General features: G+C 35.2%; 23 protein-coding genes and 3 pseudogenes. 11 read left to right on the forward strand and 15 right to left on the reverse strand.

Features of this window, described 5'->3' with window-relative positions:
- Positions 1-298: 298 nt before the first annotated feature.
- Positions 299-781, reverse strand: coding sequence for a Dps family protein (locus AAX15_RS03920; protein WP_005636022.1), 483 nt, complete (start codon positions 779-781; stop codon positions 299-301).
- Between the two features lie 269 nt (positions 782-1,050).
- On the opposite strand from AAX15_RS03920, the gene cdd reads away from it, so the two are divergent.
- Positions 1,051-1,929, forward strand: coding sequence for a cytidine deaminase (gene cdd / locus AAX15_RS03925; protein WP_046939228.1), 879 nt, complete (start codon positions 1,051-1,053; stop codon positions 1,927-1,929).
- A 49-nt stretch (positions 1,930-1,978) separates the two neighbouring features.
- Here cdd and cmoB read toward each other — a convergent pair whose 3' ends face one another.
- Together cmoB and putP are read right to left on the reverse strand one after the other, a co-directional pair.
- Positions 1,979-2,944, reverse strand: coding sequence for a tRNA 5-methoxyuridine(34)/uridine 5-oxyacetic acid(34) synthase CmoB (cmoB, locus tag AAX15_RS03930; RefSeq protein WP_046939229.1), 966 nt, complete (start codon positions 2,942-2,944; stop codon positions 1,979-1,981).
- On the reverse strand, positions 2,941-4,455 hold the full coding sequence (putP, locus tag AAX15_RS03935) for a sodium/proline symporter PutP (protein ID WP_046939230.1): 1,515 nt from the start codon (positions 4,453-4,455) through the stop codon (positions 2,941-2,943). The genes cmoB and putP overlap by 4 nt, the downstream gene beginning before the upstream one ends.
- 115 nt (positions 4,456-4,570) lie before the next feature.
- Here putP and rng point away from each other — a divergent pair, with 115 nt between their 5' ends.
- The 4 genes from rng to AAX15_RS09610 all read left to right on the forward strand — a co-directional run bounded on the left by rng (position 4,571) and on the right by AAX15_RS09610 (position 9,682).
- Positions 4,571-6,046 carry a ribonuclease G gene (gene rng, locus AAX15_RS03940; protein WP_046939231.1) on the forward strand — a complete coding sequence of 492 codons (1,476 nt, stop codon included), beginning with the start codon at positions 4,571-4,573 and terminating at the stop codon, positions 6,044-6,046.
- Positions 6,047-6,126: 80 nt separating this feature from the next.
- Positions 6,127-7,392 carry a hypothetical protein gene (locus AAX15_RS03945; protein ID WP_046939232.1) on the forward strand — a complete coding sequence of 422 codons (1,266 nt, stop codon included), beginning with the start codon at positions 6,127-6,129 and terminating at the stop codon, positions 7,390-7,392.
- 109 nt (positions 7,393-7,501) lie between these two features.
- Positions 7,502-8,626, forward strand: coding sequence for an AAA family ATPase (locus AAX15_RS09605; protein WP_230599590.1), 1,125 nt, complete (start codon positions 7,502-7,504; stop codon positions 8,624-8,626).
- Between the two features lie 315 nt (positions 8,627-8,941).
- The gene (locus tag AAX15_RS09610) at positions 8,942-9,682 is read left to right on the forward strand and encodes a lipoyl domain-containing protein (RefSeq protein WP_230599591.1); all 741 of its coding nucleotides are present in this window, start codon (positions 8,942-8,944) and stop codon (positions 9,680-9,682) included.
- 36 nt (positions 9,683-9,718) lie between these two features.
- On the opposite strand, the gene AAX15_RS03955 is transcribed toward AAX15_RS09610, so the two are convergent.
- From AAX15_RS03955 to AAX15_RS03965, 3 genes are read right to left on the reverse strand one after another with little or no spacing between them, the layout of a single operon-like run.
- Positions 9,719-10,525 carry an IS3 family transposase gene (locus AAX15_RS03955; protein WP_196296040.1) on the reverse strand — a complete coding sequence of 269 codons (807 nt, stop codon included), beginning with the start codon at positions 10,523-10,525 and terminating at the stop codon, positions 9,719-9,721.
- The gene (locus AAX15_RS03960; RefSeq protein WP_046939233.1) at positions 10,522-10,896 is read right to left on the reverse strand and encodes a transposase; all 375 of its coding nucleotides are present in this window, start codon (positions 10,894-10,896) and stop codon (positions 10,522-10,524) included. The genes AAX15_RS03955 and AAX15_RS03960 overlap by 4 nt, the downstream gene beginning before the upstream one ends.
- A gap of 55 nt (positions 10,897-10,951) precedes the next feature.
- Positions 10,952-11,536 (reverse strand): hypothetical protein, encoded by a 585-nt coding sequence (locus tag AAX15_RS03965; RefSeq protein ID WP_153065739.1) that lies wholly within the window; start codon positions 11,534-11,536, stop codon positions 10,952-10,954.
- 219 nt (positions 11,537-11,755) lie between these two features.
- On the opposite strand from AAX15_RS03965, the gene AAX15_RS03970 reads away from it, so the two are divergent.
- Both AAX15_RS03970 and AAX15_RS03975 read left to right on the forward strand, forming a co-directional pair.
- Entirely contained in the window at positions 11,756-12,016 is a 261-nt protein-coding gene (locus AAX15_RS03970) for an antitoxin (protein ID WP_046939235.1), read from the forward strand.
- Positions 12,017-12,408, forward strand: a pseudogene (locus tag AAX15_RS03975) (PIN domain-containing protein). It abuts the gene before it with no gap.
- A 217-nt stretch (positions 12,409-12,625) separates the two neighbouring features.
- On the opposite strand, the pseudogene AAX15_RS09285 reads toward AAX15_RS03975, so the two are convergent.
- From AAX15_RS09285 to AAX15_RS04010, 8 genes and pseudogenes are all read right to left on the reverse strand, one after another.
- Positions 12,626-13,171 (reverse strand): annotated as a pseudogene (locus AAX15_RS09285) (IS3 family transposase); the annotation flags it as partial.
- A complete protein-coding gene (locus tag AAX15_RS09715) occupies positions 13,120-13,389 on the reverse strand; it encodes a helix-turn-helix domain-containing protein (RefSeq protein WP_080950420.1) in 270 nt (89 codons plus the stop codon). The pseudogene AAX15_RS09285 and the gene AAX15_RS09715, both read right to left, overlap by 52 nt.
- Before the next feature lie 80 nt (positions 13,390-13,469).
- Positions 13,470-13,625, reverse strand: a complete 156-nt coding sequence (locus AAX15_RS09290) for a hypothetical protein (RefSeq protein ID WP_155397814.1) — start codon at positions 13,623-13,625, stop codon at positions 13,470-13,472.
- Between the two features lie 256 nt (positions 13,626-13,881).
- Entirely contained in the window at positions 13,882-14,670 is a 789-nt protein-coding gene (locus AAX15_RS03990; RefSeq protein WP_046939236.1) for a retron system putative HNH endonuclease, read from the reverse strand.
- Positions 14,654-16,231 (reverse strand): AAA family ATPase, encoded by a 1,578-nt coding sequence (locus tag AAX15_RS03995; RefSeq protein WP_046939237.1) that lies wholly within the window; start codon positions 16,229-16,231, stop codon positions 14,654-14,656. Before AAX15_RS03995 ends, AAX15_RS03990 begins: the two co-directional genes overlap by 17 nt.
- Positions 16,221-17,177 carry a retron St85 family RNA-directed DNA polymerase gene (locus AAX15_RS04000; protein WP_052749717.1) on the reverse strand — a complete coding sequence of 319 codons (957 nt, stop codon included), beginning with the start codon at positions 17,175-17,177 and terminating at the stop codon, positions 16,221-16,223. Before AAX15_RS04000 ends, AAX15_RS03995 begins: the two co-directional genes overlap by 11 nt.
- 286 nt (positions 17,178-17,463) lie before the next feature.
- A pseudogene (locus AAX15_RS04005) lies at positions 17,464-17,730 on the reverse strand (IS3 family transposase); the annotation flags it as partial.
- A gap of 17 nt (positions 17,731-17,747) precedes the next feature.
- Positions 17,748-18,008: a hypothetical protein gene (locus AAX15_RS04010; protein WP_046939238.1), complete on the reverse strand. Its 261-nt coding sequence runs from the start codon at positions 18,006-18,008 to the stop codon at positions 17,748-17,750.
- Between the two features lie 112 nt (positions 18,009-18,120).
- Here AAX15_RS04010 and AAX15_RS04015 point away from each other — a divergent pair, with 112 nt between their 5' ends.
- Complete coding sequence (locus AAX15_RS04015; RefSeq protein WP_046939247.1) at positions 18,121-18,666, forward strand: sigma-70 family RNA polymerase sigma factor; 546 nt, start codon at positions 18,121-18,123, stop codon at positions 18,664-18,666.
- 9 nt (positions 18,667-18,675) lie between these two features.
- Entirely contained in the window at positions 18,676-18,849 is a 174-nt protein-coding gene (locus AAX15_RS04020; RefSeq protein ID WP_046939239.1) for an anti-sigma factor family protein, read from the forward strand.
- Positions 18,850-18,952: 103 nt separating this feature from the next.
- Here AAX15_RS04020 and AAX15_RS04025 read toward each other — a convergent pair whose 3' ends face one another.
- Positions 18,953-19,816 (reverse strand): DMT family transporter, encoded by an 864-nt coding sequence (locus AAX15_RS04025; RefSeq protein ID WP_046939240.1) that lies wholly within the window; start codon positions 19,814-19,816, stop codon positions 18,953-18,955.
- Positions 19,817-19,982: 166 nt separating this feature from the next.
- Here AAX15_RS04025 and msrAB point away from each other — a divergent pair, with 166 nt between their 5' ends.
- Positions 19,983-21,044 carry a bifunctional peptide-methionine (S)-S-oxide reductase MsrA/peptide-methionine (R)-S-oxide reductase MsrB gene (gene msrAB, locus AAX15_RS04030; RefSeq protein WP_046939241.1) on the forward strand — a complete coding sequence of 354 codons (1,062 nt, stop codon included), beginning with the start codon at positions 19,983-19,985 and terminating at the stop codon, positions 21,042-21,044.
- A gap of 11 nt (positions 21,045-21,055) precedes the next feature.
- The coding region (locus AAX15_RS04035) for a cytochrome c biogenesis CcdA family protein (protein WP_046939242.1) at positions 21,056-21,341 on the forward strand (286 nt) is incomplete at its 3' end.

Genomic DNA, 21,341 nt, shown 5'->3' on the forward strand with positions numbered 1-21,341 from the left:
GTTGGTTGGTTGGTTGGTTGGTTGGATAATTCATCAGTATAAATTCCTTTCATTTTTACAATAACCTTTGACTAACACAAAATACACTGAATTTTTTAATTTTAAATGTATGCAACGATAAACATAAAGTCTGCAGATAATAGCATTTATAAGATTTTTTTCACTTTATTTTTGTAAATTCAATTTAAAATAAAAAAAACAAGTTCTTAGAAAGGTAGAACTTGGTTCTTAAATCTGTCTAGCTTTGTTGAGCTAGACAGATTGCAGGTTAGTTTTCGTTAGAGTTGAAATTTACCCATTAAGCATGGCAGGTTTGGCAAGCTGCTTGGAACATCCATACCAATTTTTCTTGTTCTTTAATGTAGTCACTCATTTGTGATGCAGTACCTTCGTCATCAGCATCGCCTGCAAGAGCAAGAATTTCACGTTGTTGGTCGAGTAATGTTTTTAAGCCTTGTAATGTGCCTGATAAACATTCTTGTGCGCCACTTACTGCGATATCTTCTTTAATACGAGATACTTTTAAGTATTGGCTATATGCGTTATTTGGTGTGTAACCTAAAGTTAAAATACGTTCAGCCACTTCATCAACTTTGGTGATTAGATCTGTGTAGATTTCTTCAAATTTTGCGTGTAATGCAAAGAAATTCACACCTTTAATGTTCCAGTGGTAACCACGTACATTAGTATAGAATACTTGGTAGGTTGCAAGTAATTCATTAAGTTTATTGGCTAATTCTGCTGATTGAACTTTGTCTAATCCGATAGATGTTTTTGACATAATAATTTCCTTTTTCTAGTTAAATAATTGAGCTAATGCCCTGCCTTTGATATGGGTATTATACGTTTCTAGAATTTGCTGTGAAATTGTTCTATTCAATAAAATTGATAGCCTTTGACTATATGTTAATAAATTGTAATAATTTTAATCTATCAAAATAAGTGATCAGGATCACAGTTATAAGGAATACTTTGGTAAAGGGTCGCAGCTGACAGTAAATTTTGCTTTAATAAGTACAGTTATAATTTTTAATATTTTAAGGATGTCTTATGCAAGAACTTATTAAGCACGCATTGCCACAAGATGATGCACTCAATCAAGCTATTGTTGATGAAATTCGTTTGCAAAATTGGGCTGGCTTTTTAAATCATTCCCAAGTGGATCAGCTTTGTCGTGATTTTGAACTTACGCCATTAAAATTAGCTATGCATTTGTTACCAATTGCGGCGAGTTATAGCCATACCGCTATTTCTCATTTTAATGTGGGGGCCATCGCTATTGGTGAACGAGGTGATTTTTATTTTGGTGCGAATCAAGAATTTTCTAATTCAGCCATTCAGCAAACGATTCATGCAGAGCAAAGTGCTATTTCTCATGCATGGTTGCGTAATGAACGTCGTATTTCAGAAATGGTGGTTAATTACACGCCGTGCGGGCATTGTCGTCAATTTATGAATGAATTGCATGGAGCTGAAAAAATTTCAATTCATTTACCACATAGCCAAAATAATCCGTTACATTCTTATTTACCAGATGCTTTTGGACCGAAAGATCTCGATATTGCGGCGCATCTTTTAGCGGAAGAAAATCATGATTTAGTGGCTGATCACCAAGATGATTTGGTTAATCAAGCTATTTTGGCGGCAAATCAATCTCATTGTCCTTATTCAAATAGCCCGCATGGTATTGTGATTTTATTTAAAAATGGTGATGTAGTGACAGGACGTTATGCAGAAAACGCCGCATTTAATCCGAGTTTGCCAGCGTTGCAAACTGCACTTAATTTTGCGTATTTAAATGATAAAAAATTGACTAATATTGAGCGAGTTGTGATGGCTGAAAAAGCATTAAAACTAAGCCATAAAACGATGGCTGAAGCGCTGCTCTCTACATTAACATCAGTGAAATTAGAGTATCATTCATTGTAAGTATGAAAGATTCTTGATGGAAAATAAAAAAGGGAATAATTTCCCTTTTTTATTTGTTCGCTAAAATTACCGCTCTTTTCGGTGCTTGATAACCTTCAATGGTTTTACAGTGATCATTTGGATCTAAGAAATCAATCAGGCTTTCATTTTCCAACCAATCAGTTTTACGCTGTTCTTCTAATGTAGTTGTCGCAACATCCACACAACGTACGTTGGTAAAGCCAACTTTTTCTAGCCAGTTAATTAGTGCGGCGACAGAGGGGATAAAATAAACATTTTTCATTTTCGCATAGCGATCTGCTGGTACGAGCACAGTATTTACATCGCCATCCACTACTAACGTTTCTAATACCAATTCACCACCTTTTACTAATTGATTTTTCAACTGACTTAAATGATCTAATGGGGATTTACGATGATAGAGTACGCCCATTGAAAATACAGTATCAAATGCCGCTAATGGTTGCATTTGCTCAATACCAAGCGGGATAAGATTGGCTCGACGATCATTATTAAGCAGCTTGCGTACTGCTTCAAATTGGCAAAGGAAAAGCTCGGTAGGATCAATCCCGACGACCATTTTTGCGCCTTCACCTACCATTCTCCACATATGGTAACCGCTGCCACAGCCCACATCTAAAATAGTGCGGCCTTGCAGTGGAGCTAAATGAGGAAGAACACGATCCCATTTAAAATCTGAACGCCATTCACAATCTACATGAATGCCAAAAAGATGATAAGGCCCTTTTCTCCATGGCATTAATTGTTTTAAATGATGGATAATTCGTTGTTTTTCACCTTCTGAAAGGGGAGAAGTGCGGTCAGATTTCACCGTACTTTTGAGATCGATTTCATCAGCATGTAAACCAGGTAGGAAATCAACAATTTTGCTCCATTTCGCATAATCGCCATGAGTTTGAGTTTCCCATTCTTTCAATTGGAGCGGTAAGGTCTCTAACCAGTCTGATAAATTTGTAGTCGCAATTTGTTGATAAAAAGGGCGAAAGTCGATCATTTTGCTTCCTTATAGGCCTTTTCTGCTTTGTCAAAGGTATCTAGAACATTTTTTTCTGGTTTGCTAGACAGCAATGAGACAACAATAATTGCAAGGCTACCGAAAGCAAAACCAGGGATCATTTCATATACTTTAAACCAATCGGTATCCGCTGGAATAACTTCTTTCCAAGCAAATACTGTTACTGCGCCTACAAGCATACCTGCCATCGCGCCTGATGATGTCATTCGTTTCCAGAAAAGAGAGAAAAGTACAACAGGGCCAAAAGCACTACCAAAACCAGCCCAAGCAAATTCGACAAGTTTTAATACTTTGCTGTTTTCATCTTGTGCGATCCAGATAGCAAGTGCGGCAATAACTAACACCATAATTCTTCCAAGCCATACGAGCTCTTTTTCAGATGCGTTAGGGCGAATGAAACCTTTGTAGAAATCTTCTGTAATTGAGCTAGATGAAATTAACAATTGCGCGCTTAATGTACTCATTACAGCGGCTAAAATAGCTGAAAGTAATATGCCTGCGATCCAAGGATTAAATAAAAGTTTAGCGAGTTCAATAAACACTTGCTCTGGTTCGTTATTGACTGTGCCTGCAATGTTTGGATTGGCAAAGAAATAAGGAATCGCGAAGAAGCCAATACCAATTGCACCACCTAAGCAAAGCATCATCCATGTCATACTAATACGGCGAGCTTTGATAAGTGATTTAACAGAATAAGCCGCCATAAAACGCGCTAAAATATGTGGTTGCCCAAAATATCCCAATCCCCAAGCAGCAAGGCTTAATAGACCAAGTGGCGTAGTTGCAGTAAATAAATCTGTAAAATCTTTATTGGCAGCCGCTTCAGCTTGCGCTAAGACCGAGGAAAATTGAGCGGTATCGCCAATGCTTAATAACACAAAAATAGGCGTTAAGAGCAGCGCAAAAATCATAAGAGTTGCTTGAATGGTATCTGTCCAACTTACTGCTAAAAAACCACCGATAAAAGTGTAAAGAATGGTGGCTAATGCTCCGTACCAAAGTGCGGTGGAATATTCGACTGAAAATAAATTTTGGAATAATTTTGCACCTGCCACGACACCTGAAGCACAATAAATAGTGAAGAATACTAAAATAATCGTAGCAGAAACAATTTTTAATAATTTATGTGATGTGGCAAAGCGGTTGTGGAAATATTCTGGAAGAGTGAGGGCATTATTATTTAATTCAGTATAAACACGTAAACGACCAGCCACCAGAAGCCAGTTAAAATAAGCGCCAAGCGTTAAGCCGATAGCAATCCAGCCTTCAACTAAGCCTGATAAATATACCGCACCAGGTAAGCCCATTAAAAGCCAACCAGACATATCTGAAGCACCAGCAGACATTGCCGTGACAAAGCTGCCTAAACGACGTCCACCGAGAATATAATCTGATAAATTATTCGTATAATAATAGGCTAGTACGCCAATTAGCAACATCCCGAAAATATAAATAGTAAAAGTAACAAGAGTTGGGTCGAATCCAAACATTTAATAAGTCCAAAATGGGTTAAAAATTTCATAAAGGGTGCATTTTACCTTATTTCGGGCTATTATTCTATTTAGACTGAATATTTGATGAAATTTAAGAAATTAGGAATATAAAATGGATGCTGTAGAGTTATTGATGAACGTAACTCCTAACGAAACACGCATTGCGCTAGTAGAAACAGGAATGTTGCGCGAAGTGCATATTGAACGCCAAGCCAAACGAGGAATTGTCGGAAATATTTATAAAGGTCGGGTGACTCGAGTGCTACCAGGAATGCAGTCGGCTTTTGTTGATATTGGTTTGGAAAAAGCGGCTTTTTTGCACGCTGCTGACATTGTATCTCACACGGAATGTGTAGATGAATGCGAACAAAAGCAATTTAAAGTTAAGAGTATTTCGGAATTAGTACGCGAAGGGCAGGATATTGTCGTACAAGTGGTAAAAGATCCGCTAGGTACAAAAGGCGCACGTTTAACAACAGACATCACATTGCCATCGCGTCATCTTGTTTTTATGCCAGAAAATAGCCACGTAGGCGTTTCACAACGCATTGAAAGCGAAGAAGAACGAGCCCGTTTAAAAGCATTAGTTGAACCATTTTGTGATGAACTCGGCGGTTTTATTATTCGTACCGCCACAGAAGGGGCAAGCGAAGAAGAATTACGTCAAGATGCTGAATTTTTAAAACGCTTATGGCGTAAAGTCTTAGAGCGTAAATCTAAGTATCCAACCAAATCAAAAATTTACGGCGAGCCAGCGCTTCCACAACGCATTTTGCGTGATTTTATCGGCACAAACTTAGAAAAAATTCGTATCGACTCTAAACTTTGCTTTGGTGAAGTGAAAGAATTTACCGATGAATTTATGCCTGAATTAAGCGATAAACTCGTTCTTTATTCTGGCAATCAACCTATTTTTGATGTGTATGGGGTTGAAAATGCGATCCAAATAGCGCTAGATAAACGTGTTAATCTCAAATCGGGTGGCTATTTAATTATCGAGCAAACAGAAGCCATGACCACCATTGATATTAATACAGGCGCATTTGTGGGACATCGTAATCTAGAAGAAACCATCTTCAATACCAATATTGAAGCAACTAAAGCCATTGCTCAGCAACTCCAACTACGTAATCTTGGTGGCATAATCATTATTGATTTTATTGATATGCAAACAGATGAACACCGCAATCGAGTACTAGAATCTTTATGTGATGCGCTTTCTAAAGATCGTGTGAAAACCAATGTGAATGGCTTTACGCAATTAGGCCTTGTGGAAATGACCCGTAAGAGAACTCGTGAAAGTCTTGAGCATGTGCTATGTGATGAATGCCCAACTTGCCATGGCCGCGGTCGAGTGAAAACGGTCGAGACAGTTTGCTACGAAATTATGCGTGAAATTATTCGGGTTTATCATTTATTCAGCAGTGAACAATTTGTTGTTTATGCCTCGCCAGCGGTTTCCGAATATCTTATTAACGAAGAATCTCACGGTTTGCTGCCAGAAGTAGAAATGTTTATTGGCAAACGAGTAAAAGTAAAAACAGAACAGTTTTATAACCAAGAACAGTTTGATGTGGTGGTGATGTAAACTCCAATTCAACAAAGTGCGGTGAAAAATTTTGAGATTTTCACCGCACTTTTATATAACTAAGAATTGAGGAAATAACTATGCAAGATCAACAAATCGATCAGCTTTTCAATAATCTTAAACAAGATAAAACGCAAATGGCGTTGGCAGAACAAGCCGAAAATGCACTTTTTACGAATGATGATGCGAAGAAAAATACCTTTCAAACTATTAATGCGTTCTTAGATGATTATCTGATTAATGGTCGCAATCAACCGATTGATCAGTGGCTGAAATTCCGTTTTGACCAATGTCCTGATATTTGGGAAAGTGAGCAAGAGAAAATCGACACGGCAAATACCATTATTAGCACGATTGAAAGCCTTGCAACCAATCAAGTAGCATTAGAAAAACATCTTGAGAAAAGAGGCAAAACGGTAGAAGGTTTTTACAAGAATAAGATCAATGAAATTGCACAAGAATATCAGCTTGATGCAACAGAATTAGCCCAAAACATAGACAGTTCTTTAGCGGAGGCTAACCGTAATCAATTGGGTGTGCTAACAGGGCAAGTGATAGATCTTCCTGCTGAAGAGAGTGCGATTACAGAAAAAAGCATCAAACGAGCAAAACTAAATGCCCAATTAAACCTAATGGGCTATGGTTTAAAAAGTGCTGGTGCTCGTTTAGCGAATGGGTTTTTGGGTAAGGAAAATCTTTCGCACGCAGAAGAATTGCAGAAAATTATTCGTGGAGCGGTGGATAGTGCTGAAAATAAAGGTGTGCAAATTGCAGTTTCAGGTGGTGTGGTAATTTCTGCCAAAAAAGGTTGGATTAAAGATGCTTTTGCAGGATTAGATAAATTGGAAGAAGTTGCGGGTAAAGCAGGTGCGATTTTAAGTCGCGTGCAAGATCTTACCTTAAATGTGGCAAATGGTTGGGACGATATTCGCTTATTTGATAAAGTTGAGCAAGGTGTTATTTCTGCAACAGAGGCAACCGCAGAAAAAGCAAAATTTGTGGCAGCTCAAACTATTACCAATTTGGAGAAAAAGGCGGATCTGTTTTTACGCCAAAATGGGGCGAAATTAGGAACAAAATTAGGTGCGGTGGTAGGTTCACTTTTTAGCCCAGCAGGTGCGGCAATTGGTGGCATAGTTGGTGGTTTTCTTGGAGAAAAAGCAGGTGGTTGGGTTAGTGACAAGGTGGTTAAACCAATGGCAGAAATGGCAAAGAAAGTTGCGGATAAGGCAATTGATTCAGTAAAAGACGCTGTAAAAACAACGATTTCTAAGGGAAAAGAGGTTATTCAAGATACTTGGAATGCGGTAAAAGAAAGTAAATTAAATCCTCTTAATTGGTTTTAATGGATAGGGTGTGTGGATTTGTTAAAATCTACTCACGCTTTGCAAATTACCTTTAAATATACTGCTTGTGTGCTTGACATTTCATTTCACATACCCTACGAGGAAAAATATGAAAGAACAAAATTTAACACAACAAATTATTGATTATATTCAAGCAGGCTACACTGCCTTTTATTTAAAAACGAGCGAATTAGCTCGTGCGGATAGATTAATTGGTGAGGTGGCTAATCAGCTTCGATTTAATGTGATCGAATATAATTTAGCTTACGGCAGAGTGAAATTTGAGAATAAAGAAAGTATTGATGACAGCCTAACCAGTTTTGAGAAGATATTTAATCATCTTCGCTACGAAGATTTAGAAAATAATCTCATTTTAATTAAAGATGCTAAATTAGGATTAGAAAATAATCCTGTGGCATTAGCCCGTTTAAAATATCTATTAGATACCTTGAATGATTATAAAGGCGAGAGTGCAGTAATTTTACAATCTGCCGATGTGTATTTGCCTAATGAAATTGAACCGCTTGTGACGCTTTTAGAATTGCCATTGCCAGACCAAAACCAAATACAAGCGGTCTTAAAACAAGAAAAAATTGCGAATGAATTAACGGATCGATTAACTACCGCACTTTCTGGTTTAAATGAATTAGATATTCAGCAATTATTAAATTTACTCAAAAATAAATATGGTGAATTAACCGTAGAAAATGAAAAAGTCATTCTTGCTGAAATTCAACAGCAAATAGAGCAAATTATTGCGAAAAGTGGCGTGTTAGAAATGGTGAAAGTGAATGAAGAAATTGAGGATATCGGTGGTTTAGAAAAGCTCAAAGCGTGGTTGCAAGATCAAAGCTATATCGTGAAAAATCTTCAAGCGGCAAAAGAGTTTGGCGTAAAAGCCCCAAAAGGCACGCTAATTGCAGGGATGCCTGGTTGCGGTAAATCGCTCACTGCAAAAGCAGCGGCAGCATTATTCCAACAACCTTTGTTGCGTTTAGATATTGGTTCGTTACTGGGTAAATATGTGGGTGAAAGTGAAACCAATATGCGAAAAGCGTTAGCGATGGCAGAAAGCATCAGCCCGTGCGTGTTGTGGGTAGACGAACTGGAAAAAGCCTTTGTAGGGATGACAGGTAACAACGCTTCTGAAGTTAGCTCGCGTCTGCTCGGCTATTTCTTAACTTGGTTACAAGAGAAAACTGCACCAGTATTTATTATCGCGGACTGCCAATGATATTACCGCACTTCCGCCAGAATTATTACGCAAAGGGCGTTTTGATGAGATTTTCTACGTAGGCTTCCCAACCAAAAAAGAGCGGAAGAAAATTATTGAAATTCATCTTGTAAAAGCAAAACAAGATGCAAGCCAATTTGATATTGAGGAGTTAGCCAAAGAATGTCGAGATTATGCGGGTGCTGATATTGAAAATGCGATTTTTGATGCGGTGAAAAAAGCCTTTATTGGTAATGATAAAATCCTCACGCAAGATTTATTATTAGAAGCCATCCGCAAAAAACCACGCCACTGCGTAAAACCTTAAAAGATAAAGTGGGTGAATATGAGAAAAAATTTGATGAATTGTATTTATCGCCAGCGTCTGAGAATGATGGGCTAAGTATTGCTCAAATGGTAAAAATGGCAAAAGATCCGAACTATCTCACCCGTTTAAATGTGGCAAACGATGAGAATGTCACGGAAGAAATCTTAGAACAATTAGCAAAAGATGATAATTTAGAAGTGCGTAAAGCAGTCTTTAAAAATATTAATTGCCCAACGAAAGTATTAGATGAACAATTATCTTTAGAGGAAAATCATGAACGTTATGATGAAAAATTCCTTGATATAATTTATCAAAACAAAAATGTTTCCTTTGCACTAGCTCTTGATAAATGGAAAGAGGATATCAAAACCCGTTCGCGTATTGATCATTTATTTAAAAATAACGATATTAGTTTGTTGGAAAATCAAGAGGCTATTTTAGAACGAGGGGGAGCTTATCCAAAAGTATTATTAGCTAAATATCCGGAAAGTGTGAATTATTTAGCTCAGAAAGGTAAATTTAAAGATATTAAAGTTCCTGATATAGGAAGTAATAAGGGTAAAATAACCCAATGGTTCAAACACCTAGGAGATTATATTTCTAAAGGAGACAGTATTTGTGAAATAGAGGGCGATAAGGCATTAATAGAAATCCCATCTGAATTTTCAGGAGTGTTACATCAAATAATAACTCCTGTTGGTTTAGAAGTAATGTCTTATGATGTTATAGGTAAAATGGTGGTGGATTAAAATCCCTGATCTGCCCCCAAAAGTTGGACAGGTTAGTTAACTTAAATATTGAGCTCGGTATTGCACTGGGCTCAATCCTTTTAAACCAAATTTAATTCGTTTTTGGTTGTAATACACTAAATATTCTTCAATTTCAGCCTGTAATTCAGCAATTGAATGATAAGTCCGAGAATAAAAGCACTCTGATTTTAATATTGCAAAAAAGCTTTCAATCGCCGCATTATCGTAGCAATTTCCTCGGCAGCTCATACTTTGCACTGCTTTACCCTCCAACATTTCCACCCATTCTGCCGTGCCATACAATACACCTTGGTCGCTATGAATAATCGGGCATTCTGTCGGTTTAAGCCGACTAAGCCCTTGTGCTAACATCTTTTTTACCAATGAAAACTTCGGGCGTGTCGCAAAGTTATAGGCAATAATTTCTCGGTTAGCCAAGTCCATCAACGGTGAAAAATAAAGTTTTTCTTGCCCAACATGAAATTCCGTAACATCCGTTACCCATTTTTGATTGAGTGCCGTTGCGGTAAAATCACGATTCAGTAAATTCGGGGCAATATGCGATGTTTTTCCTCGTTTTCCATGTCTTTTCTTGCGTAAAATGGAATGAATACCTAACTCGTTCATCAGCTTTAACACCGTTTTATGATTCAAATGAAAACCCATTTGGCGTAATTTACACGTCATGGGGCGATAACCATCTCGTTTTCTGTTCTTTTTATACAGTGATAAGATAGCCTCTTTTACCTCGTGATAATTTCGCTTAATCTCTTTATAGTAAAAGCTTGAGCGAGGCATTTTTGCCACATGAAGTAAATCATTTAACGCGTGGTTTGGCTTCAATCTTTCAATGATTTTTCTTTTTTCTGTCGTTGTTTTTGACGGTCGAGCGCCTCCAACTCCTTTAGGTAAGCAATCTCCGCACGAGCCAAGGCGAGCTCTCGTTGTAACTTTTTAAATGCTTTAGGTGAAAAGTCTGTAGTTTCTGGAATTTCAATGTCTTTCTTTTTCATCTTTGGCTTCACTATTTTCGGTGTTTGAAGGTTTGTATGAGGTGATTTTACGCCATCAAGCCCTCTTTCCCGAAATGCTTTTAGCCAATAAATGACGAGAGCATGGGAAATTTGATGAAGTTTAGCCACCTCACGGATACCATAATCCTGTTCGGTGACGAGTTTGATAATTTTCAAACGAAATTGATAAGAGTAAGACATAATCTGTACCTCAAAATAGGTGTCCAGATTTTGGGGTGCAGATCATTTACTCTTCCTAGCTATCTGCGGCAGGGTATTTAATAAAATCAAAATATTTAGCTAAACTAAGTAATAAAGAATTTAAGTTTATAATGTCATTTAGAAAATCATCTTCATCTTTTATTGCTTTATACACCATATCATAACGTTCTTGTGGAGTGGTGATACCTGTACCATTTTTCCCTTTTTTCTTAGAATGGGCAAGATAAGAATTTCGATAGTTTTCTATACCCTCTTTATATTTACTAAGAATTGAGTCTATATCTTTTTTGTATCTTAGAAAATACTTACTGAAACATCCATCTCTTTGTAATAATTCATTAACTCTGTAGACGTTTAGAATTATCCCGTTAATTGCGAATCTTCTAAGATACATTTTGGATTCTCTTTCATTAAAAATGGAATCTTTCTTTTCAATTAGTTTACAAGCTACTTGAATTTCAGTTGCACAGTCAATTATATAAGAGAATATATTGTTTAACTCTTTATAATCATCAGAATCCTTTTCTAAAGGAATATCTGGAACAATATTAATTATCATCATGAACCTCACTTCCAGCAAATTCAAGTCCATATTTTCTATGGCAGTCATCGCAAGCATAATCCTCATCAGTACCAGCAATTAAGAAAATTTCATCACTTTCGTTATGACCACAATAAATACAAGGCATGTTTCCTCCTAATAATTTCAGATTATTTGCATAGAAATATCCTATGATATTTCTATGCAAGATATATAACTCTGAAACTGATTTTTCAAGTTTAGGTCGCTATTTGACTTAGGCATATACTCAAGTCTATGTCAAACAAGGAGTATAAAATGGAAAAAGCCGCACGTTTATTCCGTAATGGTCGCAATCAAGCAGTTAGATTACCTGTGGAATTTGAGTTTGATGTAACGCAAGTCTATATCTTTAAAGAAGAAAATGGTGATATTACGCTTTCAACTCGATCGCGTAGTCAACAAAATTGGCAGAAGGTGTTTGAATTACTGCCTACTATTCAATGCGATGAAAGTTTCTTATCAGAGGAAGAACGTAAGCAAGAAATTGCCTCTCGTGATCTTTTTGAGGGTTTCTAAATGTATATGTTAGATATCAACACGGTGAGTTATTTCTTTCGACAAGAAAAATCGGTGGTAGAACGATTACAGCAGTTAAGCCTTGATATTATCTGCATTTCTTCCGTTACGGCTGCCGAATTATTTTATGGGGTGGCAAAGCGTAATAATCAGCAACTTTCTCGCTTTTTAGAAGTATTCTTATCAACCATTACGATTCTGGAATGGGATACTAAAACCGCTGAAATTTATGGAACATTGCGAGCTGAAATGGAAAAAAAAGCAAAGTAATGGGCGAACAAGATCAGATGATTGCAGCTCACGCTTTAGCTAATAAATGTGTTTTAGTCACGAGTGATAAAGCTTTCGAGTTTTTACCCAACTTGATTTCAGAAAATTGGCGTAGTGTTTAATTTAGCAAGCAGCCAAATTTCGCAAAAGTTTTACAGAACTTGGCCGTTTTTATTTCATTCCGCGTTCTGTTGGTATTGAAAGTGCGGTAAAAATTTTCGGTATTATGTAGCAGTTACACAAAGACCGAAAATTGACTAATTTACCGCATAAATTTGAATGCCTTTCCGAATAAAATCGTGAAAGACATTTCTTTTAACTAAAATTCTAACTTCAACCTCACAATTTTTCCACCGCTTGTAACAGCATTTCTTGCACTAACCTGCCATTTGGGCGATGACTTAATCCATAAGCAATCAGTTCATTATTAAAGCAATCTAAAATCGAGGAAAAATAGAGCTTTTCGTCTTTCACTCTAAATTCGGTAATATCGGTCAGCCACTTCTCATTCGGTTTACTCGCACTAAAATCCCGTTGTAACAGGTTCGGTGCAATTTTTCCTTGTTCACCTTTATATGAACTATATTTACGCAGTTTCTTCGTACGAACTTGTAAACCCATTTCTTGAATCAAGCGTTGTTCGCGCTTATGGTTCACCCCCACGAGCTTCACACTGACTCGCCGATAGCCATAATTAGGCTCTGCCTGCTTAATATCTCGAATTCGGGCTTTTAGTGTGCTATCTCTATCAGGTTTGGATTGGCGATGATAGAAGAAGGTACTTCGAGCTAATTTCGCTATAGGCAAAAGTATCTCTAACGGATAATGCTCTCTCAAACTTTGGACTGTTTCTGCCGTTTGGCTTCGTCCCTTTTGATTATTTCGTCCAACTTTTTTAGAAAAGTAACCTCCGCTTCTAACCCAAGGAAGCGTAGGCGTAAACGTTCTTCTTCTGTTTTTGGTGGTGGAGGCATTTTAGCGTATTTGGGTTTCATACTTGGACGACTTTTGGGTTTGGGGTGGAGCCTATTTATACCGTTTTTCCGAAAGGCTTTCAACCATTGACTAATAGTCCCACTACTAGCGATACCAAAATTTTCCATCGAAAATCTGCCAGAGAGAATGGTTTAAACAACGCTATGTTTAAATTCAGGAGAGTAAAGTCTTTTGCGGTGTAATACCGCTAATCCATTAGTGCCTGAATATTTGTATTGTGCAATCTAACATCTAACGGTTTTGCCGCTAAGTTGAAATGCTTCAGTGTGAAAGCAAGGTTTTCGTGATGTTCGAAATAGAAATTCGCGACTTGTTGTTTGAAAAGTTGATTGTATTTATTCATAAAAAAACCTGCACCTTAATCAGTTAGAAGTTTAGTTTAACTTTTGGGGTGCAGATCATTATTTGATGTACCATGTTTCTTTATTTTTGTACTTTGGCAAAAAGGACTGTTTTTTGTTCATATTTCAAAAAGAGTGATTAACGCCTTGTACTATGAGGCTTTAATCACATTTTTACTAACTATTTTGTCCTATATACCTTTTAAAATCAAAGCTTCTGAATAATTATTAGCAATCTTTATTAACTAACTCTAAGTCTTATCCTGAAAAATTATTTTTTTGTAAATAATTTTCAGCATGAGAAGACAATAAAATACGGTATGTTGTAAAGAAAGAATGGTATTTATTATTCTTTTTTGCTAGGAAACGGCTACATAGTTCTTGGAAAATAGCTGAGTTTTCATTTTTCTTAGCTATATTAATGAGATTATTATAATTTTTAATGTGGGCTTTTCTCTTCTGTAATAACCGTACGCAATTCAAATTTAATACTCTTATAGTATTCTCAACAAGTTCTACTGTTGTTTTAAAATTATTTATGTTAAAATTAACTTTTTCACAATTTTTTTCATTTGCTAAAATATATCCCGTAACTTGATTAATTTTAAATAAACAAGGAAATGCTGGCATATCAATTGGGTTTATAAGATAACCTTCGACATTATTTATCTGAGGTAATGCGATTTCTTTATATTGATCACAACTTAAATTTTCAGGAGTAGGAAATGTAATTTTATTAGATTCTTTTCCTCCTGTACAGCAACCAAGTAAGTTATTCCAATCTAAAGCCCAATTCTTATTAGAACCAATATCTCTTTTAGGATGGAAATGTTCAATCATCTGAGTTATATAGTCATCATCTCCTTGTGAACAGGAAAAATCTTGTTCACAATAAGCACATATCCCTCCTTGATCTTTAAAAATTTGTTTTTTTACTCTTTTGTAAGATTTTTTATTTTCTCTGAAAGCTGTCCAAGTATAAGATTCACTTGTGCTTCTATAATTTAGTAAAACATTTGGTATGCTTGACTTATTGACCTTCTTCATATAAAGACTTTTCCCATTCTTTATTTTCGATAATTAACTTAGCTTCTTCTAAAGATGGTTCATTACCTTTAAAGTTTTTTTCTAATTCCTTCCTAAGCATTATTGCTTCTTCAGAAGTATATTGATTTTCATTTACTAAATATAAATACCGCTCTAATTTTTCTTTTATTTCATTATCTGATCTTGAATTTATATTATATAAGAGTGTATAGATACTAGCGTATTCAGCACCATATGTACCAAAATCAAGATGTTTACCTGCTATAATCTGATTATCTGTAATAAGGTAAAGATTTTCATTTATGATTGAACTAACAATAGTTGGAGTATGCGTAGTTAAAATAAATTTAGTATTTTTAAAGGTACGTTCTAATCTAGAAATAACTTCTTCTTGCCATTGTGGATGTAAGTGAAGTTCTAATTCATCAATAATAACAATCGCTGGAGTATCAAGAGGATTTTCTTTATGTGGGTTTAAGATAAGCATACGTCTAACAAGATCTCCCACTAAAGATATGATTGATTTTTCTCCTTGGGACAATTCTGACAAAGGAAATTGTGAACCATCTTGCTTTTTAACTATAAATGGATAGGAAAGATTTCTATCTATTTTTATATCTATGATATCTGGAATAAAATTAATAATAGTTTCTTTAATCTTCTGTAATTGTTTTCCTTTTTCTGTGTCTACTTCATTATTATTTTTTACGTTTTCTAGTTTAGAATAAATAGACGCTATTGAATTCATTTTTTTTAGTAATTCATTAGCTGCATTTAATCCAGTTAACATATCGTTGTCATATGAATCTAGTTCATTAACTTTCCCTTCTATATTAGCTAATTCACTTTTAACACTTTCTAATGCATTTACTAGATCTTGATTATTAGCATCATCTAAATACTTAAACCATAATAAAAAATCATTAAAATTTAATGTGCTTTTTAGTTTCTGTGGTATCGCATTTAATCTTTCTACTTTAGATATAAAATCTGCTTTATCAAATTTATCTTTAGTTTTTAACGATGAGCGTTCTACTCCATAAAATAAATAAAGAGGTAAATCTAAATTATCTTTAGCTAGTATATAGCTATATAGCGCACCTAATTTTTTCGCCTGTATGAGCGTGCTAGAAATTGTCTTAGGAGAGCCATTAGGTGATCTTGCAACGATAACTTCAGTTAATTTAGTTTTAGTATATCCTAAATTTAACTCTATTAAAGCCGGTTGATATGGATCATTTTTCTTGTTTATATCTCTTTCTTCTATTACATCACCTGAATCAGTATTCTTATTATAAATAGCACTATTAATTTTACTTAATGCTATAGCAATAGCATCAGCGATAGTTGTTTTACCACTAGCATTAACGCCCACAAATAAAATTGGTTTTTTATTATCTTCAAACTTAACTGATACTCTATCAGAAAATGCTTTGTAATTAACAATCTGAACATCAAGCAAACTAAATGGATTTTGAGAAACCAATTCCATTAGTTCATCTGGAGGGAGTGTTTCTCCATCCCAATTTTTATATAGTTCAAGAATGTCTTTATTTTTCATCTAAAATTCTCCTGATGATTTCTTTACCATATTTTAATTCTAACCTAACTATAAATGAAGGTTCTATATTTCTAGAGAATACTAGCAATCCTTTTAAACGAGGTATTAAATCTTTAGATAACTCGTTTATCTTATACTTATAAACTAGGCTAAAAATATATCTTTTACGTTTTCTACCGATGGATATACTCCCTTGTGAAGTAAGTGTAATGCCTGTAATAAATTTATTATAGCCAGGTGATATGATAACTGTTTTTAATTCGTTTAATATAATCCTTCCATTAAACAACTCGTTAAGTTTTTCTCGAATAACTGGAATTATAGTTTTTAATTCATTTTTATTATTCCCACTAATTGATATATCATCAGCATATCTACTATATTTCATTAATTTTGATTCGCAGTATTCTTCTATTTCTTTATCAAAGAAATACATGACGGCATTCGATATTGTAGGTGAGCTTGGAGCTCCTACGCTTAATATAAGTTTTTTGTGTGAATTGTCTTTTTTATTAGGATTCCAGAAAAAAATATGATTAATTAACCATTTGTCATCCTCATTATAATGAATACCTATTTTATCTAGATACCTAGTGAAGATAATGTTGTTTATACTATTAAAGAAATCATGAAAATCTAATTTTAATAGGAATTTATTTTCTTTATGAGTTTCTGCGTTTTGAGCAATATTTCTTCCTTTTCTATATGCATAGGCAGATTTATGAATTTGTAATTGTAGTAATTCTAAGAGTTTTTTTTGTATTTCTTTTAGTTTTTTGGTCGGGTGAGCTATTATCCTACGCCCCCCTTTTTTCTTGGGTATAGAATAAACTTTATAAGATATAGGAGCTGTAGGCGTAAGAGCTATCAACTCATTAAGTTTAGAAGAAAATCTTTCGCCTTCGTGTAATTTATAAAATAGCTCAAATTTCCGTTCGGATTTCACTAGATACTCTCTATTGTATATAAAAAAGGGGCCTTAGCCCCTTAACCTTTTACTAATGGAAGCGAGACAAATGTCAAGCAACTTATTCTGAGTTGCTTGACATTTGTCTCGCAACCCTTATCTGCCCAATATAAATACGTTGCGGCTAAACACCGAACTAAAGCTAAGCTTTCATAGACATACGCTAAAAGGTGTTCTTAGTATAACAACTTCCTAGGTTTTCGGCAAATTTAAAATGATCTGCCCCCAAAAAGTTAGACTGTTATTTAAAGGATTGCTTTCGATATTATATCGGACTCAGTCCTTTTAATTTTAATTGGATTCGTTCTTCATTATAGTACCGCACATAATCATTGATAACCTTTTCGAGCTTATCAATGCCAGTAAACGATTTTCCGTGAAAACACTCCGTTTTCATTCGCCCAAAAAAGCTTTCCATTGCCGCATTATCCAAACAATTTCCTTTTCGAGACATACTTTGAGAAATCCTATTTTTCGCTAATAGGCGTTGATAGCTAAGCATTTGATAATGGATTCCTTGGTCTGAATGTAATTTTTAAAAGTATCTTTTTACATTTTTTCTTTTGTCATTTTCATTTTTTTATTTGATTTCATCTTTTTATCAGATTTCATTTTCATATCAGATTTCATCATGTGGTCAGAGTGCATTTTCATATCATCTGATTTCATCATTTTTTTCATTGGGGTATTCATCATCGGTTCTGATTTCATTGGCATGGCATCAGATTTCATTTCTTCTGCATAAACGGTTGTCGCACCAAATAACATAGCCATACCTAAGATTGCGCTTTTTAATGTAATATTTTTCATTTTAAATTTCCTTGTTTAAGTGGTAAAAATAGTATTGAAAGAAATTGTTTCTTTCATGTTATTAGACGAAAAACTCTTTCATTTCTTACAAAAAAAATTTAAAGGAATTAAAATGACCGTCATTTCAGAAAGGGAACTTGAGCAAATCCGTGCACAAATGCTGAAATTTGCCGAATTACAGTTGCACCATGCCGATCTTGCTGAGGATTTAGTACAAGAAGCATTTTTAAGTGCATTTAACAATCTTGCGAATTTTAAACATCAAGCCGCTTTTAAAACTTGGGTTTTTGCCATTCTAAAAAATAAAATTATTGATTACCTTCGCCAGAAAGGACGCTTTGTATTAGAAAGCGAGATTGAAGATGAACAGTCAACTAATACATTTTTTGATGATACAGGGCATTGGAAAATAGAATATTATCCGAGCGAATTACAGGGCGAAGAGGAAACGGTGTATTCTGATGAGTTTTGGTTGATTTTCGAAACTTGCCTGACTTGTTTACCCGCTAAACATGCCAAAATTTTTATGATGAGAGAGTTTTTAGAATTGTCATCGGATGAAATTTGTCAAGAAACTCAACTTACCACCTCCAACTTGCATACCACACTTTATCGGGCTCGTTTGCAGTTGCAAAATTGTCTATCAAAAAAACTTTAGGAGAAAATTATGCGTTGTATTCAAGCCACTCGAATAATTTCTGATTCTCATGAGCGATCATTAGAACTGCAAGAAAAAATGGGTTTAAAAATGCATTTGTTAACTTGTCCTCATTGCCGTCGTTTTCAAAGAAATTGCAAAACTTTAAGTGAAATGATGAAGAAATTTAAAGATTCACATTAGGAATTTTTGACGTAGTGAAAAACACCGTTATTTTTCACCGCACTTTATTGAGCCAGCTATAACCTAATCGTACTGAATTTCATATTCTTATAAATAAAGTGGTTTATTTCTTCATTTTCGCCAATAAACTCACTGCCCCTACAATTACAATTGCACCGAGCCAAAAATAGAGATTAGGTGTATGATGCCAAAATAGCCAGTCAAATACGCTAGAGAAAATCACACCGGTGAAAGCAAATGGGGTAATGACATTGGCTGGCGCATATCTGAAAGCGCGAGTGAGCAATAATTGGAAAATCAATCCAAATCCGCCCACTAATAGCAATAAACCAAGCTCGTATAAATTAGGGATTTTCCATTGGTTAATAAAGAAGATTGGTAACATGAAGGTACCAATCAAGTGAAAATAAAATACGATATTTTTTGGTGTGTTGTATTTGTTTAATTCTTGTAAGCCAATAAATGCCATTCCTGCCAATACAGCACCAGATAATCCAATCAGCACATAAATAGGATCAACATTGCCATTGTGATTGGTAAGTAAAATAATGGAAACGCCAAAAAAGCCAATTAAGCTACACAAAATCACATTAATCGGTGTTTTTTGATGGAAAAAGAGCAATAAAATCGGGATAAATAGGGCAGAGGTATTCATTAATAAGACAGCGATGGAGAGAGGTAAGAACTTCACAACATAAAAGTTAATCAACATACTCGATACACCCGCGGCATTTCGCAGGATTAAAAATTTCCATTGACGGGTATCTACTTTAAAATCGCGATCTTTAATTACAAAAGGCAGTAAGAAAAGCAAGCCGATTAAAAAGCGTGAAAATAAGGTTTCACTTGCGGGGATTGTTTGAGACGCGGTTTTGACAAATACATTCATCAAGGTAATGGAAAAGTACGCTGATACCATAAAACTAATCGCTTTGTGATAAAGCGAAGGAGTGGAATGTGATTGCATATAGATTTTTTTACCTTAGAAAATAGCGTGTTTTAACGCTTTATTATTGGTTATAACAATGGATTTTAGTCAATTTCTTTAAAAATTTTACAAAAATCTGTAAGAAATAGAATTATCAGCCGTCTAACCTTATGTAACGTTAATTTTTACATCATAAGGAAAAACAATGAAACTATCAAAAACATTTCTATTCATTACCGCACTTTGCTGTGCAACACCAACTTTAGCAATACAAAATTCAACATCATCATCTGGAGAACAAAAAATGGCAATGGAAAATACGCAAAATATTCGTGAAATTTATCTTGCTGGTGGCTGTTTCTGGGGTATGGAAGCATATATGGAGCGTATTCACGGTGTGAAAGATGCGATTTCTGGCTATGCCAATGGTAATACGGAGAAAACTAGTTATCAGATGATTGGGGTAACCGATCATGCAGAAACGGTAAAAGTCACTTACGATGCAAATCAAATTTCTCTCGATAAATTATTGCAATATTATTTTAAAGTGATTGATCCAACGAGTGTAAATAAACAAGGCAACGATCGGGGCAGACAATATCGCACAGGGATTTATTATCAAGATGGGGCAGATAAAGCAGTGATTGAACAAGCTCTCGCCCAGCTTCAAACCAAATATAAAAAACCAGTACAAATTGAGGTGCAACCGCTTAAAAATTACATCGTAGCGGAAGAATATCATCAAGATTATTTGAAGAAAAACCCAAATGGTTACTGCCATATTGATATTACCAAAGCAGATGAACCTGTGATTGATGAGAAAGATTATCCGAAACCGAGTGATGCAGAACTCAAAGCGAAATTAACACCATTGCAATATTCCGTTACTCAAAATAAACATACTGAACGCTCTTTCAGTAACGAATATTGGGATAATTTCCAACCTGGTATTTATGTTGATGTCACCACAGGCGAGCCTGTTTTCTCTTCAAATGATAAATTTGAATCAGGTTGTGGCTGGCCAAGTTTTACGAAACCGATCATTAAAGATGTAGTGCATTATGAAACCGACAACAGCTTCAATATGCAACGTACCGAAGTATTAAGTCGTGCGGGCAATGCCCATTTGGGTCACGTTTTTGACGACGGCCCGAAAGATAAAGGCGGTTTGCGTTATTGCATTAACAGCGCATCAATTAAATTTATTCCGTTAGCTGAAATGGAAAAGGCAGGATACGGATATTTGATTCAATCCATTAAAAAATAAGAAGGTGTAGGATGTTAGATCAACAACTCCTTATTGGAACCGTATTTTTAGCGGGGCTTGCTTCTTTTCTTTCGCCTTGTATTTTCCCGATTATTCCAATTTATTTTGGTATTTTGAGTAAAGGCGGTAAAAAAGTCTTAAATACTTTTTTATTTATTTTAGGGCTTTCCCTTACATTTGTAAGTTTAGGCTTTAGTTTTGGCTTTTTAGGGAATATTTTATTTAGTAACACCACCCGCATTATCGCTGGCGTTATCGTGATTATTTTAGGTATTCATCAACTTGGCATTTTCAAAA

Source organism: Haemophilus haemolyticus (assembly GCF_001008275.1).
GTDB classification, from domain to species: Bacteria; Pseudomonadota; Gammaproteobacteria; order Enterobacterales; family Pasteurellaceae; genus Haemophilus; species Haemophilus haemolyticus_P.